The 25,205-nt window shown below is 64.9% G+C and carries 40 protein-coding genes, 1 tRNA gene and 1 pseudogene; 17 read left to right on the plus strand and 25 right to left on the minus strand.

Annotated features, from left to right (window positions below; all coding sequences use genetic code 11):
* From ACAX61_RS03790 to ACAX61_RS03845, 12 genes are all read right to left on the minus strand, one after another.
* A complete protein-coding gene (locus ACAX61_RS03790) occupies window positions 1-339 on the minus strand; it encodes a hypothetical protein (RefSeq protein WP_370713484.1) in 339 nt (112 codons plus the stop codon).
* Window positions 340-400: 61 nt separating this feature from the next.
* The gene (locus ACAX61_RS03795) at window positions 401-1,657 is read right to left on the minus strand and encodes a phage major capsid protein (RefSeq protein WP_370713485.1); all 1,257 of its coding nucleotides are present in this window, start codon (window positions 1,655-1,657) and stop codon (window positions 401-403) included.
* Window positions 1,658-1,740: 83 nt separating this feature from the next.
* The gene (locus tag ACAX61_RS03800; protein ID WP_370713486.1) at window positions 1,741-2,460 is read right to left on the minus strand and encodes a head maturation protease, ClpP-related; all 720 of its coding nucleotides are present in this window, start codon (window positions 2,458-2,460) and stop codon (window positions 1,741-1,743) included.
* Window positions 2,387-3,781, minus strand: a complete 1,395-nt coding sequence (locus tag ACAX61_RS03805; RefSeq protein ID WP_370713487.1) for a phage portal protein — start codon at window positions 3,779-3,781, stop codon at window positions 2,387-2,389. The genes ACAX61_RS03800 and ACAX61_RS03805 overlap by 74 nt, the downstream gene beginning before the upstream one ends.
* On the minus strand, window positions 3,778-5,622 hold the full coding sequence (locus ACAX61_RS03810; RefSeq protein WP_370713488.1) for a terminase large subunit: 1,845 nt from the start codon (window positions 5,620-5,622) through the stop codon (window positions 3,778-3,780). The genes ACAX61_RS03805 and ACAX61_RS03810 overlap by 4 nt, the downstream gene beginning before the upstream one ends.
* Window positions 5,606-6,079 carry a P27 family phage terminase small subunit gene (locus ACAX61_RS03815; protein ID WP_370713489.1) on the minus strand — a complete coding sequence of 158 codons (474 nt, stop codon included), beginning with the start codon at window positions 6,077-6,079 and terminating at the stop codon, window positions 5,606-5,608. Before ACAX61_RS03815 ends, ACAX61_RS03810 begins: the two co-directional genes overlap by 17 nt.
* Window positions 6,080-6,171: 92 nt before the next feature.
* On the minus strand, window positions 6,172-6,576 hold the full coding sequence (locus tag ACAX61_RS03820; protein ID WP_370713490.1) for an HNH endonuclease signature motif containing protein: 405 nt from the start codon (window positions 6,574-6,576) through the stop codon (window positions 6,172-6,174).
* On the minus strand, window positions 6,540-7,178 hold the full coding sequence (locus ACAX61_RS03825) for a DUF3164 family protein (protein ID WP_370713491.1): 639 nt from the start codon (window positions 7,176-7,178) through the stop codon (window positions 6,540-6,542). Before ACAX61_RS03825 ends, ACAX61_RS03820 begins: the two co-directional genes overlap by 37 nt.
* Entirely contained in the window at window positions 7,171-7,359 is a 189-nt protein-coding gene (locus ACAX61_RS03830) for a hypothetical protein (protein ID WP_370713492.1), read from the minus strand. Before ACAX61_RS03830 ends, ACAX61_RS03825 begins: the two co-directional genes overlap by 8 nt.
* Window positions 7,356-7,586, minus strand: a complete 231-nt coding sequence (locus ACAX61_RS03835) for a hypothetical protein (RefSeq protein WP_370713493.1) — start codon at window positions 7,584-7,586, stop codon at window positions 7,356-7,358. The genes ACAX61_RS03830 and ACAX61_RS03835 overlap by 4 nt, the downstream gene beginning before the upstream one ends.
* A gap of 170 nt (window positions 7,587-7,756) precedes the next feature.
* Complete coding sequence (locus ACAX61_RS03840; RefSeq protein WP_370713494.1) at window positions 7,757-8,359, minus strand: hypothetical protein; 603 nt, start codon at window positions 8,357-8,359, stop codon at window positions 7,757-7,759.
* Complete coding sequence (locus tag ACAX61_RS03845) at window positions 8,340-8,624, minus strand: hypothetical protein (RefSeq protein WP_370713495.1); 285 nt, start codon at window positions 8,622-8,624, stop codon at window positions 8,340-8,342. The genes ACAX61_RS03840 and ACAX61_RS03845 overlap by 20 nt, the downstream gene beginning before the upstream one ends.
* A 214-nt stretch (window positions 8,625-8,838) precedes the next feature.
* Here ACAX61_RS03845 and ACAX61_RS03850 point away from each other — a divergent pair, with 214 nt between their 5' ends.
* On the plus strand, window positions 8,839-9,081 hold the full coding sequence (locus ACAX61_RS03850) for a hypothetical protein (RefSeq protein WP_370713496.1): 243 nt from the start codon (window positions 8,839-8,841) through the stop codon (window positions 9,079-9,081).
* Here the strand turns inward: ACAX61_RS03850 and ACAX61_RS03855 are convergent.
* From ACAX61_RS03855 to ACAX61_RS03885, 7 genes are all read right to left on the minus strand, one after another.
* Window positions 9,078-9,377 (minus strand): addiction module antidote protein, encoded by a 300-nt coding sequence (locus ACAX61_RS03855; protein ID WP_370713497.1) that lies wholly within the window; start codon window positions 9,375-9,377, stop codon window positions 9,078-9,080. The genes ACAX61_RS03850 and ACAX61_RS03855 overlap by 4 nt on opposite strands.
* 52 nt (window positions 9,378-9,429) lie before the next feature.
* Window positions 9,430-9,759 carry a type II toxin-antitoxin system RelE/ParE family toxin gene (locus ACAX61_RS03860; protein WP_370713498.1) on the minus strand — a complete coding sequence of 110 codons (330 nt, stop codon included), beginning with the start codon at window positions 9,757-9,759 and terminating at the stop codon, window positions 9,430-9,432.
* Window positions 9,760-9,838: 79 nt separating this feature from the next.
* Complete coding sequence (locus ACAX61_RS03865) at window positions 9,839-10,123, minus strand: hypothetical protein (protein ID WP_370713499.1); 285 nt, start codon at window positions 10,121-10,123, stop codon at window positions 9,839-9,841.
* Between the two features lie 130 nt (window positions 10,124-10,253).
* On the minus strand, window positions 10,254-10,499 hold the full coding sequence (locus ACAX61_RS03870) for a hypothetical protein (RefSeq protein WP_370713500.1): 246 nt from the start codon (window positions 10,497-10,499) through the stop codon (window positions 10,254-10,256).
* Complete coding sequence (locus tag ACAX61_RS03875; protein ID WP_370713501.1) at window positions 10,496-10,801, minus strand: excalibur calcium-binding domain-containing protein; 306 nt, start codon at window positions 10,799-10,801, stop codon at window positions 10,496-10,498. The genes ACAX61_RS03870 and ACAX61_RS03875 overlap by 4 nt, the downstream gene beginning before the upstream one ends.
* Entirely contained in the window at window positions 10,780-11,271 is a 492-nt protein-coding gene (locus ACAX61_RS03880; RefSeq protein ID WP_370713502.1) for a hypothetical protein, read from the minus strand. Before ACAX61_RS03880 ends, ACAX61_RS03875 begins: the two co-directional genes overlap by 22 nt.
* Before the next feature lie 13 nt (window positions 11,272-11,284).
* Window positions 11,285-11,662 (minus strand): helix-turn-helix domain-containing protein, encoded by a 378-nt coding sequence (locus ACAX61_RS03885; RefSeq protein ID WP_370714890.1) that lies wholly within the window; start codon window positions 11,660-11,662, stop codon window positions 11,285-11,287.
* A gap of 92 nt (window positions 11,663-11,754) precedes the next feature.
* Between ACAX61_RS03885 and ACAX61_RS03890 the strand changes: the two genes are divergently transcribed.
* The 12 genes and pseudogenes from ACAX61_RS03890 to ACAX61_RS03945 all read left to right on the plus strand — a co-directional run.
* Window positions 11,755-12,009, plus strand: coding sequence for a transcriptional regulator (locus ACAX61_RS03890; protein WP_370713503.1), 255 nt, complete (start codon window positions 11,755-11,757; stop codon window positions 12,007-12,009).
* A gap of 229 nt (window positions 12,010-12,238) precedes the next feature.
* Window positions 12,239-12,694, plus strand: a complete 456-nt coding sequence (locus ACAX61_RS03895; RefSeq protein ID WP_370713504.1) for a hypothetical protein — start codon at window positions 12,239-12,241, stop codon at window positions 12,692-12,694.
* Between the two features lie 90 nt (window positions 12,695-12,784).
* On the plus strand, window positions 12,785-13,216 hold the full coding sequence (locus ACAX61_RS03900; RefSeq protein ID WP_370713505.1) for a helix-turn-helix domain-containing protein: 432 nt from the start codon (window positions 12,785-12,787) through the stop codon (window positions 13,214-13,216).
* Window positions 13,213-13,392 carry a hypothetical protein gene (locus ACAX61_RS03905; protein WP_370713506.1) on the plus strand — a complete coding sequence of 60 codons (180 nt, stop codon included), beginning with the start codon at window positions 13,213-13,215 and terminating at the stop codon, window positions 13,390-13,392. The genes ACAX61_RS03900 and ACAX61_RS03905 overlap by 4 nt, the downstream gene beginning before the upstream one ends.
* 26 nt (window positions 13,393-13,418) lie before the next feature.
* On the plus strand, window positions 13,419-13,622 hold the full coding sequence (locus tag ACAX61_RS03910; RefSeq protein WP_370713507.1) for a hypothetical protein: 204 nt from the start codon (window positions 13,419-13,421) through the stop codon (window positions 13,620-13,622).
* The gene (locus ACAX61_RS03915; protein WP_370713508.1) at window positions 13,619-13,813 is read left to right on the plus strand and encodes a hypothetical protein; all 195 of its coding nucleotides are present in this window, start codon (window positions 13,619-13,621) and stop codon (window positions 13,811-13,813) included. Before ACAX61_RS03910 ends, ACAX61_RS03915 begins: the two co-directional genes overlap by 4 nt.
* A complete protein-coding gene (locus ACAX61_RS03920; protein WP_370713509.1) occupies window positions 13,810-14,046 on the plus strand; it encodes a DUF2312 domain-containing protein in 237 nt (78 codons plus the stop codon). The genes ACAX61_RS03915 and ACAX61_RS03920 overlap by 4 nt, the downstream gene beginning before the upstream one ends.
* 2 nt (window positions 14,047-14,048) lie before the next feature.
* Window positions 14,049-14,303 (plus strand): hypothetical protein, encoded by a 255-nt coding sequence (locus ACAX61_RS03925; protein ID WP_370713510.1) that lies wholly within the window; start codon window positions 14,049-14,051, stop codon window positions 14,301-14,303.
* A complete protein-coding gene (locus tag ACAX61_RS03930; RefSeq protein WP_370713511.1) occupies window positions 14,300-14,428 on the plus strand; it encodes a hypothetical protein in 129 nt (42 codons plus the stop codon). Before ACAX61_RS03925 ends, ACAX61_RS03930 begins: the two co-directional genes overlap by 4 nt.
* Complete coding sequence (locus ACAX61_RS03935) at window positions 14,425-16,380, plus strand: ParB-like helix-turn-helix domain-containing protein (RefSeq protein ID WP_370713512.1); 1,956 nt, start codon at window positions 14,425-14,427, stop codon at window positions 16,378-16,380. The genes ACAX61_RS03930 and ACAX61_RS03935 overlap by 4 nt, the downstream gene beginning before the upstream one ends.
* Window positions 16,377-16,688 carry a hypothetical protein gene (locus ACAX61_RS03940; RefSeq protein WP_370713513.1) on the plus strand — a complete coding sequence of 104 codons (312 nt, stop codon included), beginning with the start codon at window positions 16,377-16,379 and terminating at the stop codon, window positions 16,686-16,688. Before ACAX61_RS03935 ends, ACAX61_RS03940 begins: the two co-directional genes overlap by 4 nt.
* Window positions 16,689-16,785: 97 nt before the next feature.
* Window positions 16,786-17,799: pseudogene (locus tag ACAX61_RS03945) on the plus strand (recombinase family protein); the annotation flags it as partial.
* Here the strand turns inward: ACAX61_RS03945 and ACAX61_RS03950 are convergent.
* From ACAX61_RS03950 to ACAX61_RS03970, 5 genes are all read right to left on the minus strand, one after another.
* Complete coding sequence (locus ACAX61_RS03950) at window positions 17,719-17,916, minus strand: hypothetical protein (RefSeq protein ID WP_370713514.1); 198 nt, start codon at window positions 17,914-17,916, stop codon at window positions 17,719-17,721. The pseudogene ACAX61_RS03945 and the gene ACAX61_RS03950 overlap by 81 nt on opposite strands.
* Before the next feature lie 463 nt (window positions 17,917-18,379).
* Window positions 18,380-18,456: transfer RNA gene (locus tag ACAX61_RS03955), tRNA-Met, on the minus strand.
* A gap of 59 nt (window positions 18,457-18,515) precedes the next feature.
* Window positions 18,516-19,028, minus strand: a complete 513-nt coding sequence (locus ACAX61_RS03960) for a 2'-5' RNA ligase family protein (protein WP_370714891.1) — start codon at window positions 19,026-19,028, stop codon at window positions 18,516-18,518.
* A 2-nt stretch (window positions 19,029-19,030) separates the two neighbouring features.
* Window positions 19,031-20,923 carry a potassium transporter Kup gene (locus ACAX61_RS03965; protein WP_370714892.1) on the minus strand — a complete coding sequence of 631 codons (1,893 nt, stop codon included), beginning with the start codon at window positions 20,921-20,923 and terminating at the stop codon, window positions 19,031-19,033.
* Between the two features lie 176 nt (window positions 20,924-21,099).
* Window positions 21,100-21,567 (minus strand): Lrp/AsnC family transcriptional regulator, encoded by a 468-nt coding sequence (locus ACAX61_RS03970; protein WP_370713515.1) that lies wholly within the window; start codon window positions 21,565-21,567, stop codon window positions 21,100-21,102.
* 129 nt (window positions 21,568-21,696) lie between these two features.
* Between ACAX61_RS03970 and ald the strand changes: the two genes are divergently transcribed.
* The 3 genes from ald (at window position 21,697) to ACAX61_RS03985 (ending at window position 23,598) form a co-directional block, all read left to right on the plus strand.
* Window positions 21,697-22,803, plus strand: a complete 1,107-nt coding sequence (gene ald / locus ACAX61_RS03975) for an alanine dehydrogenase (RefSeq protein WP_370713516.1) — start codon at window positions 21,697-21,699, stop codon at window positions 22,801-22,803.
* Between the two features lie 48 nt (window positions 22,804-22,851).
* Window positions 22,852-23,070 (plus strand): DUF3072 domain-containing protein, encoded by a 219-nt coding sequence (locus ACAX61_RS03980; RefSeq protein WP_370713517.1) that lies wholly within the window; start codon window positions 22,852-22,854, stop codon window positions 23,068-23,070.
* 75 nt (window positions 23,071-23,145) lie between these two features.
* The gene (locus tag ACAX61_RS03985) at window positions 23,146-23,598 is read left to right on the plus strand and encodes a nuclear transport factor 2 family protein (protein WP_370713518.1); all 453 of its coding nucleotides are present in this window, start codon (window positions 23,146-23,148) and stop codon (window positions 23,596-23,598) included.
* A gap of 15 nt (window positions 23,599-23,613) precedes the next feature.
* Here ACAX61_RS03985 and ACAX61_RS03990 read toward each other — a convergent pair whose 3' ends face one another.
* A complete protein-coding gene (locus ACAX61_RS03990) occupies window positions 23,614-24,729 on the minus strand; it encodes a TonB family protein (RefSeq protein WP_370713519.1) in 1,116 nt (371 codons plus the stop codon).
* A 219-nt stretch (window positions 24,730-24,948) separates the two neighbouring features.
* Here ACAX61_RS03990 and ACAX61_RS03995 point away from each other — a divergent pair, with 219 nt between their 5' ends.
* On the plus strand, window positions 24,949-25,173 hold the full coding sequence (locus tag ACAX61_RS03995) for a hypothetical protein (RefSeq protein WP_370713520.1): 225 nt from the start codon (window positions 24,949-24,951) through the stop codon (window positions 25,171-25,173).
* The last annotated feature ends 32 nt before the right edge of the window (window positions 25,174-25,205 follow it).

Raw genomic sequence — 25,205 nt, forward strand, 5'->3', positions numbered from 1 at the left:
TCAGGCCTTCAGGCTCTTGGCATATTCGACCGCCGCCGGATCGGCATCGACCATATCGGTCAGGGCCGACAGATCGGTGGTGTCGATGGCGATTACGTCGTTGGGAACGTGCTCGTCGAATGCCGACAGAACGCGAACCTCGATCCGGTCGCCGCGCTGCGCGGTGGCCGCGCTCGGAACGGCAGATGCAGCTTCGGCTGCGGATTGTGCATCGGCAGGCGGGGTCTGCGCAACAGAAGGACCGCTCTGCGCATCGGAGGGTGCTGCTGCCGGCGCGGCATTTTCGGCGGCAGCGACCGGCGCCTTCGCTGCGGCGGGCGCGGGAGTACGTCGAGACATTCTGGTCTCCATTGCTAAAGGGGCTTTCGGGTCGCCGGGGCGCAAGGCCCCGGCGCAGCTATCAGCTTGCGCTGTGCTGGAAGTGCTTGACCGGCTGACCGGCCGACACCTGCTTGCCGGTGCCCCGCGCCCAGGCGAGGAAGCCGATCTGACCCCGCCGCGTGAAGGTGCTGTCGTCGAAGCGGAACAGCGTCACCTCCATCACGTCGCGGATCATGTAGGAGCTGAGATCGCCAAACAGGATCGACTTGGCGTTCGCAGCCGGCACCGGCATGTCCTGGTTGATCGTGTAGCGATAGCGCAGGAATGTGTCGGGATCCTTCGCCGACAGGCCGGGCAACCACAGCGGATAGCCCGACAGGTCCTTCAGCTTCTTGAGGTTACGAAGCATGAAGTCGTGGAACATCCAGCCCACGCCCGGCATCGAGCGATAGGCCGGGTCGACCGAATGTTCGAGGTCGACCATGTCGTCATAGGCGACGGTGGTCGTCGATCCGGTCGCGCCGACCTTGCCGGCGACCGACGAGGTGACGAGGCCAAGCGGCTCGTTGACGCCGGTGCCGATCGTGAACTTCTTGTTCTGGATGCGAGCGATGCGCTGGGCAGCGGCGCGGCGGACAAAGGCCTCGATGTCGATGCCCGGTCCCTGGTCCTGCAGCAGCTCGAACGGGATGGTGAAGACCTTCGACGACCACTTCTGCGCGCCGATCTCGGTCGTGCCGAAAGTGATGTCCTGGTCGGTCGCGGGCTGATTCTCGGCGATGATCTCGCCTTCCTGCGCGGTTTCGTCGACAGTCGGCCAGGGCAGCGGGTTGCCGCCTGCCGTCTGAATGACCGTCGCGACGGCGCGCATCCCGCCGAACGCGCGCAGCGCCTCCAGCAGCTCGCCGCCGAAACCGGCGGGAACAAGGTAGCCGCCACCAGCGCCGGTGCCGACGGTCTGCGCGTTCTGCGGTCGCCCCGTCTGCAGCGTGGTGATCTCCTCACCAGTCAGCCCGCGCTCGCCGCGGATCAGGAAGTTGCGAAACGCAGCATTGTAACGGTCGGCCTGCTCGCGCTGCTCGGGACGCAGCCCGGCGTTGGCGCGGTGCTGGCGATCCTGCGCGTCGTCGTCGGCGGCGGCGTCGCCGTCGATCTTCGCTTGCCGTTCGGCGCGCTCGATCTGCGCGTCGATGCGGTCGATCTCCTCATAGATCGCGTCGACCTTTGCCTCGACATCCTTCGACCATTTGTCGCCGGTGTTGCTGTCGAGCAGGTTGCGGGCTTCCTTCGCCTTGTCGGCGCGCTGGTCCCGAAGCGCCTTGATGTTCAGGGGCATGGACTTCGTCTCCAATGAAAAAGCCCCGCCGGCGGGCGGGGCTGAAGGGGCCGGATGGGACCGGCGCCGGGGGTGAACGGCTGTCAGGCCGTGCGTTCGTAAAGGCCGAGGCGCGACATGAAGCGCTCACGCGATGCTGCGGCATCGGGCTCCGGCGGCGCAGTCAGCGCCTTGGGGGCATTGGCGAAGGCGGCCAGATTAAAGGCGCGCGCGTCGGCCGACTTCGACGTCGTGGCCATCAAGCTGTCCGCGAACCCGGCATCGATCGCTTCCTGCGCGTTGAACCAGGTCTCGGCCTTCATCAGCGCACGGACATCGTCGGCGGACTTGCCGGACTTGCCGACGTAACCGTCGACCAGCACGTCATCGATCTTGTTCAGAAGGCCGGCGGTCGCGGTGAGCTCGTCGGCATTGCCCATGGCGAACGTCCACGCCTGGTGGATCATGTAGAAGCCGCCATCGGCGATCTCGACGCTGTCGCACGCCAGCGTCAGCGCGGTCGCGGCCGATGCCGCGAGCCCGTCGATCTTGGCCACGATGTTGGCGGGATGATCCTTCAGCGCAGTCATCATCGCCCGCGCCTCGAACACATCGCCGCCCGGCGAATTGATCCGAAGCGCGATGTTCGGCGTGGTGATCGCGTTCAGCGCCTGGGCAAACGCGGCCGCCGACACGCCCCACCAGCTGTCGATCACGTCATAGACGTACAGGGCAGTCCAGTCGTCGCCCTCAGCCTGCGCGCGCAGGCCGGTCCCCTTGCCGCGATTGTCCGAGGCAAGCGCCAACAGGTTTCGAACGGTCATCGGCGTCTTCCTCCTCGGTGTCGTCGATCGGCGGGTCGGCGTCCGGCGCCGCGCCGGCGGCCGGTGGGTCCGGCGGGAAATAGATGCGGTCGCCGCCCTCCGTGGGCGGCAGGCCCTTGCGACGGCGAACCTCGTTCTGGCTCATCCACCCGGGCAGCTGGTTGCCGCCCAGCGCGCGCCTGAAATATTCGCCTTGGCTCTTCGAATCGCCGACCTGCATCGCCTCGGCGTCGAAATCGACGAACAGGTTCGACACCTTGGCGCCGTTGATCGGGAACAGCTTGCGGGTCAGCTCCTTCGCGAACCGGCGAAGGTGCGGCATGACGGTGTAGAGCTTGAAGCCGATGGTCATCTGCTCGATGCCGGTGCCCCACGTCGTCGCCGCCGACGTCTCGCCGATCATGTGCGGCGGGGTGCCGAACACGCGAGCGACGTCGACCACCGAATATTGCATCAGCTCCAGCAGCTGCGCGTCCTTGGCGGTGACGGCGACCTGCTTCCACTCCGCGCCCTTCTCCAGGATCAGCGGATTGTGAGCATTGTCGACGCCGGCGGCCTTGCGACGCAGATACTCTTTGAATGCCGCCCGCTGCTCGGCGGTCACCGCGTCCGAGAATGAAAAATAGTCGTTGGTCAGCAGCCCGCGTTCGAACTGCCCGGCGGTGTAGCCGCGGGTCGCCAGGTTGATGCCGATCGCCTGCGCGTGATGCGCGATCGCCGACAGGCCGCGGATGCCGCCGGCATCCCGGCCGGGCCCGCGAAAATGGATCACATAGCTCGAATGATGATCCTCGGTCGAACCATCCTCGTTGGTGAAGCGATACCAGATCGACCGGTCGCCTGACCGGAACGGCATCGCGCGCGCCGGGTGATAATAGTCGATGCCTGTCGTGGTGCCGTTGCGCGCTTGCCGGATCAGGCCATAGCCGTTGCCCCTGAGCAGCATCGCCATCGCCTGAAGCTCGACGAACTCCGGACCAGACATTTCATCGTTCGGCTGCAGCTGCAGGAACCGGTTGAAGGGATGGTCGGGCACGAACCGGCACCCGTTGTCGGGCAGCCGCTCATAGACGCCGAGCGGCGCCGACATCATCGTCCCGGCGATCAGCGTCACGCAACGCCAGACCGCTGTCGATCGCATAGCAGTCTCGGGGGTGACCTGGACGCCAGCGGCGCGCTGGCCGAACCCGAACCACTCGAACACGCTCGCGTCGCCGGCGATCACCGCGCCGCTGTCGATCGCGGCGTTGACCGTTGGCGTCGATCGGCGCGCCTCGGCCTCGGCGGCGCGGGCGGACAGGGTGTAGCCGTGAATGCTCATTCGGCTTCGTCTCCGTCGTCACCGTCCAGATCGACGAAGAAGGCGCCCGAATAGGCTTCTTCGGCCGCCAGCTCGGCGCCGTCGGCCGCGCCGGCGCCCATGGCGCTGGTCACGATGCCGTCAATGCGGCCACGACTGCGCTTCTTGTTGAACGCCCGGTTCTTCAGGCCATCGGTATCGAGCGCGGCGTTGGCCGCGCAGGAATAGGTGACGGGCGATTCGTCGATCACAATCGTCCCCTTCAGAATGCGGTCTTCGAACCGCTCGATCGAGCGGGGCATGCAGTACTGCTTGTCCTCGAACACGACGCGCGTGCCCTGCGCATGCTTCACCAGCTTCAGTCCGGTACCTGCCGGCTTGTCCGGCCCTTCATAGACCCAGACCGGAAGCCCCTCGAGCTTGCAGGCTTCCAGGAAGTCGGCGAACTGCGCCGGGTCAAACACCAGCTCTTGCACGTTCTGTTCGGCGCAAAGCTCGGCCACGCGGGCCGCGGGGAACGTCTTGTCGATCGTCGGGCCGTCGACCGCGGTTAGGAACCCGGCCTCGACCCAATCTTCATAGGGCGCCTGGTCGGCGACGGCGCGATCAGCGAGACCGTCCTTGGTCGTCCAGTACCAGGTCTTCTGCCAGAGGACGTTGTCGCCATCGCGCCACGTGCATGTCAGCGCGGTCAGGTCGTTCTTCTGGCTGAGGTCCAGGCTCAGCCAGCAGGGGCACCCCTTCAGCGCTGCGATGATCTCGGCGTCGATAGGTTGCAGGACCGCCGCCCATTTGTCCTCGCGAATCCAGAAGTCGGCGGCACCGGCTGCGATCCCGAAATACAGCCGCTTGACCGAGGCTGCAGTTGAAAGGCGGGTCTGCGCCGTTGCCACTTCTTCGCGCAGGTTCTGGACCGGATAGGTAATGCCCAAGGCTGGCAGCGCCTTCGGCCAGCACTCCTCCTTCGTGAAGACGTCGTCGTGGTCCCGCTTGTCAACGCGCGCCACAAAGGCGAACTGAGTGTCGTCTTTTACGTCGCCCTTTGCGATCGCGATCGCGGTGTTGCTGTACGAGGTGCCGACCAGTTGCGACGTCGCGGGCGTGTTGGTCCCCATGACCATCATCGCCGAACCGGCAACCTTGGTGATCGCGCGCCGCCAGATCTCGATCTGGGTATCGACGGTGAACTCGTGGATCTCGTCGGCCAGGACCATTCGCGGGCGAGGCCCGGACTGGGCGGTGCCGCCGGCAAGCGGCAGGAAGAACGACTGCGAGCCCGGATGCTCGATCTTCCAGACGTTGTCGCCCTCGCCGCGCAGCAGCACATGCCCGAGGCCTTCGAGCGTTTCTCCCTCATCGTAACCGGGCACCTGCGCCCGGCACATCGCGAACGCGTCCTTGAACAGGACGTTGGCGGTCTGCTTGTTCGCCGCGATCGAATAGACCTGGGCTCGAGGAAAGCCGCACCAGCCCATCGCGAACAGACCAAGGCCCGCCATCATCGGCGATTTGGCCTGTCCCTTCCCGGTCTCCACGAAAGCGTTGCGGAATCGCCACCGGCCATCGGCATTGACCCAGCCCATCAGCGACCCGACGCAGAAGGTCTGGTAAGGCAGCAGGTGGAACGGCTTCCCGGCGGCAGGGCCGTCGGTGATCGTGAAGACGGACGGAAAGAAGTCCAGCGCGCGCTGGGCCAGCTCCGGCCGCCAGAAATATCCTCGCTTCTCAGCATCGCGCAAATCGCGCAGGTGCCGCTCGGCGGCATACTTGACCAGGTCGCCAACGACAAAGTCGCCGCGAACCGCCGCTTGCGCCCAGGCAGTGGTCGGGTCGGCCGACCCGCCCCTAACCCGCCGGGCCAAGGAACGCGTCGGCGCCGGCGGTGCGCTGGCGCTTCTTCGTCACCTTCGCGACCTTGCCGCGCCGTCCGGGCGTGAGGCCAAGCTGCGCCTCGAGCCGCTCTGCGGTCTTCTCGGCTTCCTGCATCGCCTTGTAGTGGATCGACAAGCGAGCGATCGCCTTGGGATTGTCGGCGTTCGGTTCATCGACGATGCCCCCGTCGGCCAGTGCCCGCGAGCACCGATCATAGACCAGATAGGCAAGCACAAGCCGCTGAAGCGCGTGCCCGTTGGAAGACGACAGGATCTCCCGGTCCATCATCTCCCCGACAAGCCGCCGCCAATGCTCGGCGGCCACCGCCTGTTCGCGCGCATCCGGCAAAAGCAGCGACCAGTCGGGTTGAGCGACGACACTCTCATCAACGGGCGGGACGCCGGGAGCCGATGTTTTCACCACTCGTTTGCGGGTCGGTTTCGCCATCGCGTCGCACCCCCGGATCACCCGAACTTTTTACTTTGAAAACACTCTCGCAGCGCACGCACGGCGGGGTCGGTGTCCGCCCCCCGGCCCCGTCAGACTTTCGCCCCCCCGGGGGGGGTCGGCCGCCGGCGGCCGGCCAAAACCGTGGTCGGCGCCGGACCAGCCCAGGCGTGGTGCCTACTGGTTGGTCGGCCGCTCTTGCCGACGCCGCGCGCGCCGATCGCCACGTCGAAGCCGAACTGCCGAGCCGTCGCTTCCCGATCATGAGCGGCGCAGAGGTTCTCGGTGTTGCTGTCCTCGTCCGATCCCCCTTGGATCAGCGGGACGATGTGATTGACGACCGTGGCGATCATCACTCGCCCTTCCTTCAGGCAGTGCTCGCAAAGCCCGTTCGTCCGCTTCAGCCGACGCAGGCGCTGGCGCTGGCCAGCCCGGCCGCGCAGCCGCTCAACAGGCGCAGTCAGGCCGATGCCATGTCGAGCGTGATGGCCCGCCAAGCGGCATCAGGCGTGTCACGCTCGTAGAAGCGCATGTAGGTCCGGGCGCCGACGACACGGATGCTGTCGCGGATGGCGTCCATGGCGCGCAGCCAACGCTCATCGGCGATGTCGACGCGCAGCAGCATGAAGAGCTCGGCCCGGTTGATCTGCCCTTCCTTGTCGACCGCAAATACGCGGTTGACCAGGCTCTGCAGCTCAACCCGGCTGTCCGATGACCAGTCCGTCAGGCATTCGTCGATCAGCGTCTTCGCTGCCTGAAGCTCGGGTCCGAACTCCAGAACGTCTGCGATCGCAACCTGTACCTTTTGGCAGCCATCGAACGACAGCAACGTGATGTTGCCCTTCTTGCCACCCAACGCGGTGCCGTATTCTTGGGCGAGCAGGCCTTGGAAGCCAGTCACGTCCTCGAACGCCTGCGCCTTGAAGCTGGCGATCGCAGCTGACACTGCCCGCGCTGCATCAACCTTGGCACGGACAAGCTCGTCCATCAGCAGATCTGCCGGCTTCACCGCCGCAAGCGGCACAAGGTTGCCCTTCGCGTCGCGGAGGTATGGCTTGCCACCCACGTCGAGTGCGGCGGGATGCGTGCGTTCAACCATGAAGATCGTTCCCGCGCGCGACGTCGAGGCCCATGACCACCGGCGTGGGTACCGGGAGCGTGGCAACCGGCAGCACGCGCAAGATCTCGCGCATCAGGCTGACCGGCACGCCGATCAGCGCTGTATCAGGGTGGCCAGCATCGACCGCCGCCTGAAGCTTTTCCCGTGGAATGCCCATCACCAGACCGCCTTTCTGCCGTCAGCACTGATGTACAGCGGCGCGTGGACCGGCCGGCGTCCACGAAACGGAGCAACGATGTCGCGCGCGATGGCCTGAGCCATCGCCTCGAGCTCGTCATATTCAGCCGCTGAATCGATGCCCAGGCGTGCGCGATGCGTCAGCGCGTCGAACTGCGGTGTGATGCGTTCGAGCTGATCGGCGATAGCGTTGCGCGCCTGGGCAGCCACAGGCCGTCGGGATACGTCGTGACCCATGTCAGAGCTTCTCCCGAAACAGCATCGGCCGCACGCTCGGGGGTATGAGCGGCGGCCGGCAGGCACAGTTGTGGCGGGGTCGTTTGTGCTGCTTCGGTGACCGCTTTTCGCCGTTCCCTTTGGGGCATTACCCAAAGGACAGGTCAGCAGCGCCGCCAGCGGTCCAGTGCGGCGATCAGTATGGACCGGGCGCGGCGATTGGAGAGCCGCCACCGGCGCGCCGCGTGCGTCAGCGCCATGTCGTCGACGATAATCGCCAGCAGCATCGCACCATGCGGCCCGGCTGCCTCCCGCCATTTCGTATATGCGCGCTCCCGGATCACCGCCGCGATCGGCGCGGCCGAAGCAGCAAGCGGCCCCCCGCCCGTTCCGCGAGGCTCGAGCCTCGCTGTTCGCACAGCAACCTCCGCGACGATCGCCTCATGCGCTGCCGCGATCTCTTGCGCGGCGGCGAGCTGGTGCGCGTCAATCGCACCCGTCGCGACCAGGCGCGCCATCGATCCCTCGCGCCGCGCCGCCCGCGCGAAATGCTCGTGAGTCTCTGCCGTGCCCTGCGCCTTGTGTGACCAGCGCTCGCGCAGCTGCACCGCTTCCTCGATCCCCGGCGCCAACCGGATCGGCTCGGCGCGGCCCTTGCGGCTCTTGTTCCGACCCGGCTTCGGACGCGGTCGGCCGAGTACCAGATGCGCGACGCGCTGCGCCTCAATCTCTGCCGCGCTCAGCGGGCTATTCGCTGCTATCGTCATGATGGTCGGGATCATGATCGATGATCGCGACGAGCGGCAGTTGTTCTTTGGGTAAGTCTGGCGGCTCGATCTTGAAGACGTCCTCGTTCACGACGAACCCCTCCTTACGGAGCTGCTCGATTGCGATGCGCCGCGCCAGCCCTGGCACGACGATCGCGCGTTGCGCGCCCGCCAGTCGCTGGATCAGGCCGTCGATCGTCAACTGGTCGACCAACTGCCGCGCGCGCGTTTTGCTGACCTGCAGCCCGATCGCGATGTCGAGCATGCCAGGGCTATAGCCCTGGGCGACGATGAATTCGCAGATGAAGGCAAACGCCTGATCTTTACGCGACCTGCTATAGGCTGCCTCGATCGGTAACAGCTCCATTCAAACGCCCCATGACCCCGCCGGGAACATAGCGGAAACTGAAACGAAATTAAACGGTTCGTCGCCCAGCACGAACGCTTCACGACCGCGCGCCGGTCACGCGGAGCGCCGGATGCCTGCGGCCGCATCCTCGGCAGCGGAGCCGATCACCGACCTTGTGAATGCGCGTGTCCCACCCACGCTTTATGAAGCGGGACCACAGAAGATCCCCATCGATCACCGCGCGACGGCCGCAGGCACAGCGGGCTTCGATGCCATGCCCCTTATGGGCGACATCCATCAGCGTCTCGAATCGGGTGTTGGCGCTCACCCCCGACTAGCTGACGACAAAAATCCAACATTGGAAGCAGATTAAGCCGTCTCTAACTCTCCGGCCCTCTGTGCATGCAGATCGATTTGGAGCGCCGCTAGAACGCGCAAGAAGGTGCTGATTGTTGGGTTCGCATTATCAGCCAGCGCCTTATAGAGCGTTGATCTACCAAGATCGCTGTCACGCGCCACGTTGCTCATGCCGCGAGCGCGCGCAATCTCCCCGACAATCCGGATGACGACGTCACTGTTTCCGGTCGCGAGCGCATCGTTGAGAAGATCGATATGATCCTCTTGATCAAGGTGTGCCATCGCATCGAACGGGATGGTGTTGACGGTCATGTTACTTTGGCCCTCCTGGCCGAGACTTGTTACAAGGATGGGTGCGGCGCCCTTATTCCAATTGCGCCGCCAGCTTCTTTGCCCTGTCGATATCCCGCTGCTGGGTTTGCTTCGTGCCGCCCGCTAGCAGGATCACCAGCGCCCCGCCTTGCCGCGTCCAGTAGACGCGATAGCCGGGTCCATGATCGATCCGCAGTTCAGAGACCTTATCGCCAACCGACTTGCTATCACCGAAGTGGCCCGCCTGAAGCAGAGCGATCCGGCGCACGATCCGCTTGAAAGCGATCGGATCGTTCAGGCCCTTGAGCCAATCGTTGAAGGTTTCGGTTTGCTGCGTCGTGATCATGTGTGGAATATAGTGGACCCGGTGCAGGTTGTCCACTTTATTCCGCAGCGCCGCCCGATTTTTTGGCACGCGCGTCGGATGTCCCGTCCGACGCGGGCACGCTGGGGCGTGGGAATCAGCGCTTGGGCGTGGCTGTTTCGGCGCCTGTACCCCCGCGATACCCCTGCTGATCGGCAGATGGCTCGAGGCGGCGGGTCTCGGCAGCAGCGTCAATTTTGCCTTCGATCCGTGCAAGGGTGACCGCTTGCTGCTGGATCTGCGCTGACGTCGACTGGTGCAGCATCCATCCGCCGCCGGCGAGAATTAGGAAGCCCGCGATCAAAGCCGCTAGCAGTAGCCGCACATCGCCGTGCAGCTGGCCGAGCTGTCGCTCGACATCGGCTTTCCAATCATCGGTCACGCCGCCCGATGTGCCACCTCCGTCACCGCCCTTCAAGTTTGGCTCGCGAGATAGAGCGGCAAACCGGGCCAGCACTGCTGCTTGCTCGCTGGTCGAACGATTGATGCTGACAAGATCGGCTCCAGCGCGATCAGGCATTGTCGGTGCCCCATTTGTCGAAAAGCTCGCGCTGAATGCGCAGCAGCTCGCCAGAAGCGATTACGGCGCGTTCCCCAAATCGGCGTACGGCATCCTCATCGCCGGTCAGCATGGCCGCATGCACCATCGATTGGCTTAAAAAAGCGAGATGGGTGAATTGCAGCACCTGGAACAGCTCCTGCCGTGTCGCCGGCAGGTCGAGATCGACCTGTCCCGGATTGGATGGTTGCTCACTCATTCGCACGCCACTCCATCCCGATCGCGGTCAATCCTCGTCGAATAACCGTCATCACCAACCCGCAACGGCGCGACGCCGGCGGCGCGCGCCTCAGCGCAGCTGCGGTATGTTCCGGCGCCGGCGAAGCTGCGTGCATCGCCGGAGGTGCGGCTGCCAATCGAGCGTTGCGACCGCGATGGCTGCGATTGGTATCCCGCTCGACGACTCTGGGCGGAAGCGTCGTCCAGCGGTACACCGACAGCTAATGCAGCCAGAAGCGCGGCATAGAGGTGGCGGCGGGTCAAAGGCGAACCGCTTCGCAAGCGGCGACTACCTTATCAATTTCCTCGAAATTCTGCGGAACATCGAAAGAGATCGTGACCTGATGGTTGTCGTAAGTAGATCCGCGCCAGGCGAGCTTTTTCGATCTTTTCAAGCGATCTATGAACGGCCAGACGTGAGCGCCCTCGGTAAGGATTGAGCTGCTCTCATCGAAATACCATGAGTTCTCTTCTGGCGCGTCACCATCAAAGCGAACCATGCCGGTGCGATAACCGCCTCGCAGGCCGCTCCCACCTAAATATCGCGACGAGATCACATGGATGTAGAGCGAGTTGGAACCAGGCTCGTCGCATTTCACGCCTATTCGGCCGCCCTCGCCGTCAATGAACGCGCGTGCGCTCTTCTCATCGGTCATAGCATCGACTGTCTCGCTGAAGGCCCACTGAGCAGACGCGGGCGACGCAGCGAGGACAGCGCCCAAAATGACCGTTCTTTCCATCCAGTTCGGCATCACCTCACCCCCCTTACTGCCCCGCCCCCGCTCGAAAGGTTTTGCCCGGTTCGTGCATCGTGGGCGAATGGGCGCTGGTGGCGATTGTCCGAGCAAGTTGGGCGAGCGCGGCGCGATCCTTTGGCTCGAGCGCGCGATAAAGCTGCAGCAACTCTGCCTCGTCCGACGTCATCTCGGGAGCAGCGGGTGCGTCCTCATCTGGATCATCGGTCTCGCCCGTTAGGTAAGCCGGCGTGGTCCCTAACTCTCGCGCCACCTTGTGCAGGAACCGAGAATTCTGAGAAATTCCGTGTGTCAGCTTGAAAATCGTTTGCTGCGACACACCCACACGTCTGGCCAACTCGCTCTGCGAAATTTCGCGCTCAGCCATGATGGCTCTAATGCGATGCATTTCGATCACGCTTTCGATCTACCACCAACGTTGTTCGAGCAAACTGACGATTGGGTATTGCGGCTTAACAACCATCGTCGTAGACCTTGGGTATGGATGCCGAATCAACTCAGGTTGTTGCATTGCGGAGCGCGGTCGAAAGGGCGGGCGGCCAAACGGCCCTTTCGCGCTTGCTCAGCGTGACCCAGCAAGCGGTGTCCAAATGGCTAAGGAACGGCAAACCCCTCCCCGCCGAGCACGTCCTCGCCGTCGAAGCGGCAACCGGCGTGTCGCGCCATGACCTCCGCCCCGACATCTATCCGCGCGATCTGGCGCCGATCGACCCGGCCGAGGCTCTGCGCGCATGATCTGCACAACTTCACCTCTATCCCCCTTCGGCCGCACCCTTTCGGCCGGAGCGCGCGGGCGGTGTTCCTGGAATTCCGTCGCCCGCGCGTTACCCCCTTCGGCTGCGTCGACCGGCCGGAGCGCTCGCCCCCCCATCCGCCGGGCGTCCAACGTCGACACTCCCTTGCGTAGCCAGGCGGGCGCCGGTCGTCTCCAGCGATCGGCGTCCGCTTTCTCGGGCGTATGCACATGACCAAGCTCCGCCCGCCCCTGTCCTTCGAACAGGCCCTGCGTGAGATCCGCGACGCGATCGGCGAGGCAGAAGTGCGCGCGATCATCGGCCGTTCGGCCAGTCGCCTGACCGATTATCTCGACCCGGATGCCGAGGGATATATTCGCCTAGATCACGCTTTCGCGCTTGAGCGCCGCTATTGCCAGCTGGGCCATCCCGGCGCGCCGCTGCAGGAAAGCTGGGCGGGTCAACTCGGCCTGCTCGCGCCCGCCGCGCCGACCATTCCCCAACTACTCGGCCAGATCGCCGAAACCGTGATCGAGATGAGCGAAGCGACGGCCGCATCCATCGCCGCCGCGTCTCCAGGCGCGACACCCGCCGATCGCGATCGGGCCATCCGCGAGATCGACGAGGCCATTTCCGACCTTCAGCGCAAGCGAACCATGCTGTCCTCGCCCGCACGTCCACCCTGATCGGCGGCTGATCCCCCTTCCCGCTTGAACGAAACCCCGCGCCGACACCCGCCGACGCGAACGCCTTTCTGTTGCCTGGAGCCCGCCGCCATGGCCCTCACCCCCGGTCAGTATCTGCGCAAGCGTCGCGAGGCCGCTGGCCTTTCGCTCGACGATGTCGCCCTGTGCTTCGAAACGGTGCCCCCGATCGCCGCTGCCGCGCGCGCTGAATGGCTCGGCTTGGTTGAGGCCGATGCCGTGCCGCTGCCCGCCGGGATTGCCGACGCACTCCACGACGCCTTCCCGTTCGATCCGCGCGTTCTGGCCGAGCTCGCCTATCGACTGGCCGACGACCCCGACAACATCGCCTTTGGCTATGCCGTTTGCCGATCGTGCGCCTGCAGCGAGCTCGACCCTTGCGGCGAAGGCTGCAGCTGGGTCCCCGGCGATACCGGTCTTTGCACCCGCTGCCGCGATCGCGGCCTCGGCGCGCCGGGCGGCGACACGATCATCGTGGCGACCCTTGCGAAGGTTGCAGCGTGACCCCGCCCGATCACCGCTTGCCTCTGGCCGCCCTGTTCCTGATCGGCACCGCGATTGGCGCGTGCCTGTTCCGCAACGTCTCGATCGCCCTGACCGCCGCCGTTGGCGCGCTGGCGGTCGGTGTCGCCATCCTCGTCCAGTTCGTCCGCACCCTCAATCGGGAGAAGCGCTCGTGACCCCTCGCCGCCCCAGCCCCGTGCCCATGACGCCGCGCATCGAAATCCATCCGCTCTGGTGCGACTGTGCCGTCTGCGCGCCGCCCGCGCCCAGCACGCCTCGACTCCGCCTGACCTTCCGCAGCGGCGCGACCGCGCTTGCCGCTGGGATCATCACCGGCATGGCCCTGTCGGCGGCCGCCGCCCTGATCATCGGCGGCCCCGGCCCGCTCGTGATTTTCGGCCTGTGAGCGTCGCAATGGCCGCCATCGTGACCGCCACCGCGTCTGACCTGCCGGTCACCATGCCCCTGCCGGAGCAATTCTCGGTCGCCTTTCTCGACGGTTATCTCACGGGCGTCGGGGAGCAAACCGCTGCGCATTGGTCCCGCGTTCGCGCCTATCTGCTGACGCTTGAGCGCGCGATCGGTCCGGCCGCATGACCGACAACATCTCCGCCGAACAGTTGCGGCTGTTGATCGAGCGCGTCGAGCGGCTCGAAGAGGAAAAGCGCGGCATCTCCGATGACGTGAAGGACGTCTACGCCGAAGCGAAGTCGACCGGCTTCGACGTTAAAACGATGAAGGCGATCATCCGCCTTCGAAAAATGGAGAAGCATCACCGCGACGAGGCGGACATGTTGCTCGAAACATACCTGCAAGCGCTGGGCATGTAGTGATGGCGGATGCTCCAATCGAAGCGCGCTATCGCGCTACCCTGAACGCGCTGGCAGGCGGCATCGATACGGTCCTGAATGGCAAGGACCGCGATGGTTCGCTCGTGTTCGTCCTCTTCGTCGCCGAAGCCGGGCGGATCGAGGGCGGGCGCGTCAACTATATCTCGAACGGCCACCGCGCCGACATGATCGCCATGGTCCGCGAATGGCTGCTGCGCGCAGAGGGCGCGGTCGGCGGCGAAGGCGGCCGGGCATGAACCGCCAGATCGCACATTCCTTAAACCTGCTGATCGAAGATCCCCGGCATGAGGCCGAGGATGGCGCGCCGCCGTCCCTGACCCGGAGCGGCGGCGCGTCCCCCAGTTCGGATGTGGCCGCATGACCCGCCTCGCTGCCGTTCCGTGCACCTGCGACGAATGTCGCGCGCTCGATGTCGCCCATCCGCGCGAAGGGCATCAGCTCGCGCTGGTCAGCGACACCGGCGGCGGAGTGTCCCCCGCCGCCGATCACCCCGACGCGATCCGGCCCGCCAGCCGGATCGTGCGCGCACCTGAAGGCCGCAACAGTCGAGACGCGCGCTCGCGGCCACCCACAGCCGAAAGCGAGGACCCACCCATGAACGCTCAAGCGAAAATCTCAACCCCGACGTCCGTGGCCGCGCCGGTGCCGCCCTCGACGATCGAACAGGTGCCGCTACGGGATCTTCGCCGCGCACCGGAAAACGTACGCCGCACCGATATCGAGCAGGATGTCGGCGGCCTGTCGGAAAACATTGCCGCTGTTGGCCTGCTTCAGTCGCTGATCGGCTACCGCGTCGGCCGGAAGCGAGAAGTCTGGATCGTCGGCGGGGGGCGCCGCCTGGCGGCGCTTCGCGTGCTGCTCGACGACTTCAGAATCGACCTCGCATTTCGCGTGCCCGTCCTGATCCGCGAGCGTGACGAGGCGATTGAGCTCTCGCTGGCTGAGAACCTCGAGCGCCGGGACATGAACCCGGCCGATGAGTTTGAAGCGTTCCGCCTGCTGATGGAGCCGGGCACGCGCTCCCCCGCCGATATCGCAAAGCGCTTCGGACTGACCGAAGTCTATGTCAAACAGCGTCTGAAACTGGCCGATCTGGCGCCCGAGATCCTCGACGGCCTGCGCGCAGGCGAAATGACGTTGCATGGGGCATTGGCCTATGCCCGCGCGCCCGATCCCACCGTCCAGCAACAGATTTTCGCCGCCCAGAAACGACGGGCTTATGACAGGCACGACCCCCGCTCGATCCGCAACGCCGTTGCCAGCACGAAAACAACCGACTGGACGCTCTACAAATATGTTGGCGCGGAAGCCTATGAGCGCGCCGGCGGCGGTTACGACGAGGGATTGTTCGAGGACGCACCGATCGGCGATTCACGCCGGCTGTCGAATCAGGTGCTCGTCGAGAAACTGGCGCGAGACCACATCGACTTCCAGATGATCGGCCGCCAGCGCGAGATGGCTGAAGCGCTCAACCTAGAAGCGGTCGACGGCTTCGTCGTCTATCCCGATCTCGCCTTTCCGTCCTACGGAATGAGTCCTCCAAAGGCGCCCGAAGGCTTCGCTTGGGTCGGCAGCTGGGAGCCCGGCGCGGCGCAGCGGATGCTCAAAACCGTCCGCAACAACGGGATCTCGGTTCAGCTGCTGGTCGGCATCCAGGACGACAGGCTTGTCGCTTGGGATCGCGGCTTCTTTGTCGAGAAGGCGCAGAAGAATGCCGTTCAGCCCGATGAAAAGCCCGCCGCCCCGGCCGCGCCCTTCACGCCCGAGGAGCGCGAGGCGATCGATCGCGCGCACGGCATCGACCTGTGGAGCAAGCGTCTGGCCGTCGGAAGCTTCGACGAGACTCCACTTCAGGGTCGCGCGTTCTTCGACGACAGCTGGGCTGGCCGCAATCCGGCGAGCGCTACCCATATCGGTCAGCAGGGGTGGTGGGTCAGGCTTCAAGTATTCGTCACTGCGGAACAGGCGGCGTCCCATACTGAAGCCGCAGGCGAGCGATACGAGCGCGCAAAGCGCGAAGTGGCCGAAGCAGCTGAGGCCAAACGAATCGCCGACGAAGAGGCGCAGCAGCAGCTCGCCCACCGCCGTGCAGAGCTCGAAGCAATGACGCCCCCCGCCGTCGCCGTGGTCGACGGCGAACCATGGTTCCGCGACGACGAGCATGGTTACGGCACGGCCGACCAGGAAGGCTGGATCGACAACTGGCTGGCGCTGATCGACCAGCTGGGCGCCGAAGACATCATCACCTTCGACACGCGCGAAGCCTTCGACAGCGCGCACGCCGCTGCCCGGTCACTGGGAGCGGGCGCATGACGCTCGAAGACCGCATTCGCGCCGATCTCGGTCGAAAAGTCATGGGGCTGATCAGCCCGCAGCTTGAACGCGAGCTCAACCTGGCGCTGCGGGTGTTGCCACCGGATCAGGTGTCGCTGCTGGCGGTGGAGCTCGCGACCGTACTCGCAGGAGCATGTCTGCTGGTGCCGGTCCAGTTCGCCGCCGACGACAAGCGGGAAGCGCTTTTCGACACGTCTCTTGAATGGCTACACGAACGCCTGAAGGTTCGCCGCGACGAGATCCTGACGGCGCTTGACCAGCAGACTTCGAAATCCGGCGCACGGTGAGCGAATTGCCAGCTGCCTTTGCCGCGCTGATCGACGCGATTGCCTGCGACATGGCCGCCGAGGATGCTGTGCGTCTTTCGAATCCAGGGAGCACACCATGTCCAACGCGCCACGCTGCGCCATCTACGCTCGCTTCTCGACCGACAAGCAATCGGCCCACTCGGCCGAGGACCAGGTCGCAGACTGCACCCGCCTCGCCGAACGCCAAGGCTGGCAGGTCGTCCAAATCTACACCGACGTCGCTCTCTCGGGCACCAACAACCGGCGGCCGGGCATGACACAAATGCTGTCTGACGCTGCTGCGGGTGCGTTCGACATCGTTGCGGCCGAAGCCGTCGATCGCCTCGCGCGCAACCAGGCCGACATCGCTACAATCTTCCAGCGCCTCGAATTCGCAAACGTCGCCATTCACACGCTGACCGAAGGCCGGATCAACGAGATGGTCATAGGGTTCAAAGGGACGATGTCTGCGATGTTCCTCAAGGACCTTGCCGACAAGATACGGCGGGGCCAGCGCGGAACTGTCGAGCGTGGGCGCGTCGCCGGCGGCCTGACTTATGGGTATGATGTAGTCCCAAAGATCGACGCCCGTGGGGAGCTCGATCGCGGCCACCGCTCTGTCAACGCCGAGCAGGCGGCTGTAGTGCGCCGTATATTCAATGAGTTCGTGGCGGGACGCAGCGCAAAGGCGATCGCCAAGGGGCTCAACGCGGACGGTATCCCCAGCCCGCGCGGCGGCGAATGGCGCGCCAGCACGATCTACGGTTCCGAAGTTCGAGGCTACGGTATCCTGCGCAATTCGGTTTATGTCGGAAGGATCGCCTACAACCGCGTTCATATGCGCCGTGACCCTGACACGCGGCGGCGCATTTCGCGTCCCAATCCGGTTGAACAAAGGGTCGAAGTTGAAGCGGACCATCTCCGCATCATCGACGACTCGCTTTGGAAAGCCGCACAGGACGAACTGAGCGCCCGTGGCTCCCAGCCGCTCAATCTGCAGCCCAGGCCCCGCTACCTGCTTTCCGGGCTGCTACAGTGCGGACGCTGCGGCGGGTCCGTCGTGGTGATCGGCGATGGGCGCTTGGGCTGCACGCGTGCGCGCGAGGCAGGAACGTGCGATGTCCGCAGCACCATAAAGCGCGAGGAGGTCGAGCGCCGCGTTCTGGCGGGCCTGACCGATCGCCTGCTGGAACCGCAGGCCGTCGCTCGCTTGGTTTCCCGCTATCACGCCGAAAGCGCCGGTCAGGCAGACCAGCGCGCTGCGGAAGGTGCCCAGATCGATCGCAAGGTCGCGAAACTCGATCAGTCGATCACGCGTCTAGTCGCCGCGATCGCCGACGGTGCTGCTGATTTCCGCGAGATCAAAGAAGCGTTGGTGGCGCGCAAGGCCGAACGCGAGCAACTGATCCGGGCGCGTGAAGAGCATAAGGCCGTCCCGGTCATTGTGATGCGACCTGACATCGTCGAGCGGTACCGCAAGCGCGTCCGCCAGCTCGCACTCACGCTGTCGACTGACACCGCGACGGGACTTGAGGTCATGAATCGACTTCGGGATTTGATTGTCGGCGTGTCGCTGATGCCCACGAACTCAGGCGTATGGGACATTCATGTCGCAACGTCTCTGGGAGCTGTCGTCGATTTGGCGACGAAACAAAAAACCACACCAAGGCGCGCTAGCGCCTCGATGCAGTTGGTAGCGGAGGAGGGACTTGAACCCCCGACACGCGGATTATGATTCCGCTGCTCTAACCAACTGAGCTACTCCGCCCCATGGGCATCGCCGGATCACCGGCGAGGCGGGCCACATACGCAGCTGCGCACGCCCGGTCAAGCGAACATATGTCGTGAAAGTGGTTCCCATGGCCCGCCGCGATACCACCATGTGGCAAGTCCCGCGATCGCCAGCGGGCGCGGCGCGAAATTCGCCTCCATCTGCGCCTTGAGCGCGCGGGCGGCGGCGGGTTCGACCTTATTCTGAATGGTAACGTGCGGGCGCCATCCGGCCTGGTCCTGCGGCATCAACATGCCGCTAAACGCGTCGGCCAGGCGAGTTCGAATGGCGATCAGATCAGGGCTTTCCACGCGGAACGCCGTGCCCCGGCCGAGGGACAGCACCCCCGCCAGCATGGCACGCGGCGCCTGAACCCCGCGCGTTTCCGCGCGCAGCCGCTGCTTCAGCTCATCCGCCAATGCGGGCGCGATGTGGTGGAACAGCGTCAGATGCGCGTCGAGGTAATTGCGCTCAGGTGGAAAATGCTGGCGGCGCAGGCCGGTCAGCCACGCCGCGTCCTGATGCCCGAACAATGCCGTGACGATGATCGGCGCCGGTTCGGGCTGGATGCTCAAATCTCGACCTGACTGCCCAATTCGACCACGCGATTTGTCGGCAGCCGGAAAAACTCCATCGCGCTTTCGGCGTTGCGCAGCATCCAGGCGAACAGCTTTTCGCGCCAGATCATCATCCCCGGCTGGGTCGACGGCAACAGCGTCTGCCGCGCGAGGAAGAAGCTGGTTTCCATCATCCGGAACTCGCCCTCGCAATTGTCCACGCGCTTCAGCGCGGCGGGCACGTCGACTTCCTCCATGAACCCATAGCGCAGGATCATGCGGTGAAAGCCCGATTCCAGATGCTCCAGCCCCACTCGACGGCCTTCGGCGACATAGGGTTCGTCGACGATCTTCACCGTCAACAGGATCACCCGCTCGTGCAGCACCTTGTTGTGCTTGAGATTGTGGAGCAGCGCGTGGGGCACCCCTTCGGGAGTGGACGTCATGAACACCGCGGTCCCCGGAACGCGGGTTGCCGAATTGGCGGCGGACTGGATGAATACTTTCATCGGCATCGCGCTTTCGCGCATCCGCTCGATCATCAGCTTGCGGCCCTTGGACCAGGTGGTCAGCATCGTGAAGATCACGAACCCGACGAACAGGGGGAACCAGCCGCCATCGGGCACCTTGGTCAGATTGGCCGCGAAATAGGCAAGGTCGACGATGAAAAATAGCACCAGCAGCGGCGCGGCCTGCCACCATTTCCACTGCCACAGCGCGAATAGCACCACCGCCAGCAGACAGGTGTCGATGAACATGGCCCCCGTGACCGCAATGCCATAGGCCGAGGTCAGGTTGGACGACGACTGGAACGTCAGGACCAGCAGGATCACCATGACCATCAGCAGCCAGTTGATCAGCGGGATATAGATCTGCCCCGCCGTCGCCGCGCTGGTATGGTCGATGCGAAGCCGCGGCATGAAGCCCAGCTGGCTCGCCTGTTGCGTCACGGAAAAGGCGCCGGAAATCACCGCCTGGCTGGCAATGATCGCCGCCATCGTCGCCAGCAGCACCAACGGCAGCCGCAGCGATTCGGGCGCCAGCATGTAGAACGGGCTTTCCAGCGCGCCGGCATCGCGCAGCAGCAACGCGCCCTGCCCCATATAATTCAGCATCAGCGCGGGCAGCACGAACCACAGCCACGACACCCGAATGGGATTGCGACCGAAATGCCCCATATCGGCGTAAAGCGCCTCGGCACCCGTGACTGCCAGAACCACCGAACCCAGCGCCAGAAAGGCGGCCAGCGGATCGTCGACGAAGAACATCACCGCATGATCGGGGGTCAGCGCCCACAGCACGCCCGGATCGGCGACAATGCTGATCAGGCCCAGCGTCGCAATGACCAGAAAATAGACGATCATGATCGGCCCGAACAACGCGCCGACCCGCGCGGTGCCGTTGCGCTGGATCGAGAAGAGGAAGACCAGAATCATGACCGCGATCGGCAGGACCAGCCCGCCAAAGGCCGGGGCCGCCACCGACAGCCCCTCCACCGCGCCCAGCACCGACACGGCGGGCGTGATCATCGAGTCGCCATAGAACAGCGCCGTCGCGAACACGCCCAGCAGGACGATGCCGCGCGTCCATCGCTGTCCGGCCGAGCGGCCCGAAATCAGCGCCAGCAGCGCCAGGCTGCCGCCCTCGCCCTTGTTGTCGGCGCGCATGATGATGCTGACATATTTCAGCGTCACCACGATCATCATCGACCAGAACATCAGGCTGATGACGCCCAGAATGTGCAGCCGATCCAGCGCCAGCGGGTGGTGCCCGGCAAAGGTTTCGCGGAACGCGTAAAGCGGGCTGGTGCCAATGTCGCCGAACACGACGCCCACGGCGCTGACCGCCAGTTTCCATCCAGCCTGGCCGTGGTGATGATCATGGCCGTCGACGGCGACCGAATCGATCGTCGACACAGGCGGCACCCCGGTGGGTTCGCTCACGGGCGGAGACGCTCCTGGCTGGCGAGTGCAAACGACATCATCGCGGACGCGACTTTCCGATCCTTATCCAACCGGCGGCGCGTTAGCACCGGCGATGCCGCACCGCAACGCGAAGCGATCCGATGGGGATTGGCGGGCTTTCAGCCCAGTACGGCATCGGCCTCTGTCAGGGTCGGCACTTCGCGCAGGACGAAGCTGGACGCGATCGTCGTAACCCCCGGCAAACGGCCAAGATGTTCGCGGTGCAGTCGCTCATAATCATCCAGGTCACGGGCCAATATGGTCAGGCGGTAGTCCTGATGTCCCGACACCAGCGCGCAGGAAACGATGCCCGGAATCCGCCCCACTGCCCGTTCGAACGCGGCCAGATCCTCCTCCACCTGCGTCGCCAGGGTGATGTCGACCAGCGCAGTGACGTGAAAGCCCAGCCGCTTCCCGCCCAGCCGCGCGCCATAGCCGCGAATGGCCCCGGCCTGCTCCAGTGACTGGATGCGGCGCGAACAGGCCGATTGCGACAGGCCGCACGTCTCCGCCACTCGTGAAACGGTCGCGCGCGCATCGCTCGCCAGCGCGCGCAATATGGCTTGATCAATACGGTCGATTTGCATGGAACAATGGCATATCGCTCCTCGCACGCTCGATCCATGCGTAAACCGCTACTTCAGTCGCATAATTTGCACGGAAATCGAGCAAGCCATCTGCTAGTATCGGGCGAAACGAATTTCAGGAGAAATGCGATGCGGATCGGCGTCCCCAAGGAAATCAAGAATCACGAATATCGCGTCGGGCTGACTCCCCCGTCGGTGGCCGAGCTGGTCGCCGCAGGGCATGAGGTGATCGTCGAGACCAAGGCCGGGGGCGGCATCGATTTCGAGGATCAGGATTATGTGAACGCCGGCGCGCGCATCGTCCCGACCGCCGCCGAAGTGTTCGCCGCCGCCGACATGATCGTGAAGGTCAAGGAGCCGCAGCCGCAGGAAGTGGCGATGCTGGAGCCGCGCCACACGCTGTTCACCTATCTCCACCTCGCCGCCGACAAGCCGCAGGCCGAGGGGCTGATGAAGTCGGGCGCCACCTGCATCGCGTATGAAACGGTGACCAGCGACTCGCGTTCGCTGCCGCTGCTCAAGCCGATGAGCGAGGTTGCGGGCCGCATGTCGGTACAGGTCGGCGCGCATTATCTGGAAAAGGAACAGGGCGGTCGCGGCGTGCTGCTGGGCGGCGTGCCCGGCGTGGCCCCGGCGCGCGTTGCCATTCTGGGTGGCGGCGTGTCGGGCATCAACGCCGCGCAGATGGCCGTCGGAATGCGCGCCGATGTCACCATCTATGACATCAACAACGACCGTCTGGCCGAACTGGACATGTTCTTTTCCAGCCAGATCAAGACCGCTTACGCCAGCAAGGCAGCCGTCGCGGCCGCGGTCCGCAACGCGCATCTGGTGATCGGCGCGGTGCTGGTCCCCGGCGCCGCCGCGCCCAAGCTGGTCACGCGCGAAATGGTCAAGACGATGAAGCGCGGTTCGGTGCTGGTGGACATCGCCATCGACCAGGGCGGCTGCTTCGAAACCAGTCATGCCACCACGCATGAGGACCCGGTATTCGAGGTGGACGGCGTGATCCATTATTGCGTCGCCAACATGCCGGGCGCGGTCGCGCGCACCAGCGCCTTTGCGCTGAACAATGCGACGCTGCCCTATGCGCTTCGCATCGCCAATCTGGGTGCGGAAGCCGCGATGCGCGCCGACCGCCATCTGGCCAACGGCCTGAACGTGTCCAACGGCAAGATCCGCCACGCAGCGGTGGCAGAAGCACTCGACCTGCCGTTCGAGGCATGGACCGCCTGACGGAACACGTCAGGAACATGGGCGTTTGGCCACGGAAGGAGAACTTGCGTGGCCAACACCCCCGATCCCAAGACCGAACCCTTTTCGAACGCCGAAAAGGACCCCGATGACTGGACCACCGGCGACGAGCCGATGACCGGCGCGCAGGCCAGCTATCTCAAGACGTTGAGCGAGGAAGCAGGCGAACCGTTCGAAGACAGCCTGAACAAGGCCGACGCGTCGAAACGCATCGACGCGCTTCAGGAAAAGACCGGGCGCGGGACCTGATGGATCGGGGTCGGCGCCTTGGCGAACCTTTCCGAATGTGAAACACTGGTTTCACAAAAAGAATGGAGAGGTGTCATGACCGTTTCGAGCGTCGACCCCGCCACCAAGCTGGAGGTCCACGAACTGCTCAGCCGTTATTGCTGGGCCATCGACCACCGCGACGCAACCGAGTGGGAACAGGTTTTCACCATCGACGCGCGCTATCGCACCGGGACCAGTGGCGAACTGGACGGGCGGGAAGCAATCATGGAAGTGCCCGCCATGCTGCACGCCAAGGGCGGCGGAAACTGGCGGCACCATTTCACCAACATCATTGTCGATCGCGCCGAAACCGGCCGCGAATTGCGCGTGCGTGCGTTCCTGACGGTTCGCGACTGTCAAGATGGCGCGCCGGTCGCATCGGCTGATTGCGTCATCGTCGCGCGCCGCACCGATCACTGGCGCATTGCCGATTTCGAAGCGACATCGGTTTGCAAGGGCCACGGCCTGCCACAGGCCCGCACGGAGCCACAGACCGCGCTTCACTGACCGGCGGGCGTGGGGTCAGTCGAGGATGCTCACGCCCATCTTGAAATAGATGCGCTCGACGCAGCCCGTATATCCGGCGCCGTCGACCGGTTTGCGCTTGGCTGCGCGCAACACGTTAAGCGCGGCGGTGCCGAAATCTGCGGCGGGTTGCGCGGTCAGCACGCGCAGATTTCCGACCTCTCCCCATGGCGCCACGTCATAGGCAACGACCGCCCACCCCTCGATCGAACGACGGCGGAACGGCTCTGGAAATGTCAGGCGCGGCGGCGTCATCCAATCGGCGCGGTCAGGACAGGTCGCACCCGCCGGGCGCAACGACGCCGTCTCTGGCGATTCGGGCGCCAGCAGCCGCGCGGCCGGCCGGTGATAGGGTACCAGGCATCCGCGACGCGGCCCGTCGGTGACCATTTGCGACTCATGCAATGCCGCGATAGCCGCGCTGTCGACTTGCGCATTTTGAGTGCCGGTCACGACGCGGACCTTGTCCGGCCGTCCTTCCCCATCAAGGTCATAGCCCAGCAGCACCCAGTCATCGACGCCGGGCTGGGCCGTCACTTTCCGCCAGTCGGGCGTCACATGCTTCAACCACGGCGCGCGCGGTTCGCGGACACAATCGTCGACACCACCGCGAATCCGCGCCCAGCCGCTTTCCGGCATTCGCTGGCCCATCGGACGCACGGTGTAGGAGATCAGGTCGGGCAGCGGCGCCGATTCGATGGAAAAGGCTTCACCGCGATAGCTGATGCGGCAATCGCGCCGCTCGCGCGCGCCGCTCAGATCCGATGCGGCAAGCGACGGGACCACGTCGTCACGAGCCGGCTGCCATGCAGGCACCGCTTCGGGCGCAGATGCATCGACCGACGCGATGCCCACCGCGCGGCCCCGCGCGTCGATGTCGAAGCGGAAATGCTGCTCCGTCAGCGGCCGATCGCCCCATATCAGCCCCACATAGGGCCGGCGTGCAGTGGCATTCACCTCTGCGCCCGCGCAAACGATGCTCGACGGCATCCAGCGGACCAGACGCGGATCGGACGCGATATGCTGACTGCTGACAGCAACGGGCGGCGGTGGCGGCGTGGCGGGCTTCGATTGCAGCAACATCAGATCGAGAAGCATCGCCAGACGGATCATCCCGGCCCCTTTCAGAATGCCAAGCCGCGACCTTCGACACGCGCCGGGTGCCTGTCAACGCGGCGATTTTGGACCGTCGGGGCCTGCTTGCCGCCCCCCTGCGACGAAAACCCGCAGCGATGCGACGGATGCTGGAGGCGAGCGTAGCCGCGTTAACCAATTAGACCCACCCTGCATGGCAATATTGCGGGATCAAGGATTGAGCGGGTCGAGACGGGCATGATCGAATTTGCGGTGTTCCTCTATGGTCTCAGCGCCGGGTTGGTGCTGATGATCGCACAACGCGCCCAGCGGGAGGCGCGGCCGATCCCGGCGGTCGTCAACGCCATGGGATGGGGCCTGATCTCGATGTCGTCGATGCTGGCGATCCTGCTGTTTGCCGTCGCGCTGGCCATGGCGGTTGGCGTCGGCGGCCCGCTGGTTCAGTCGCTGGCGGGCATGTGATCGCTGGACAGTGATTTCGGTTGCGCTATGAA

The organism is Sphingomonas sp. IW22 (genome assembly GCF_041321155.1).
Lineage (GTDB): Bacteria > Pseudomonadota > Alphaproteobacteria > Sphingomonadales > Sphingomonadaceae > Sphingomonas.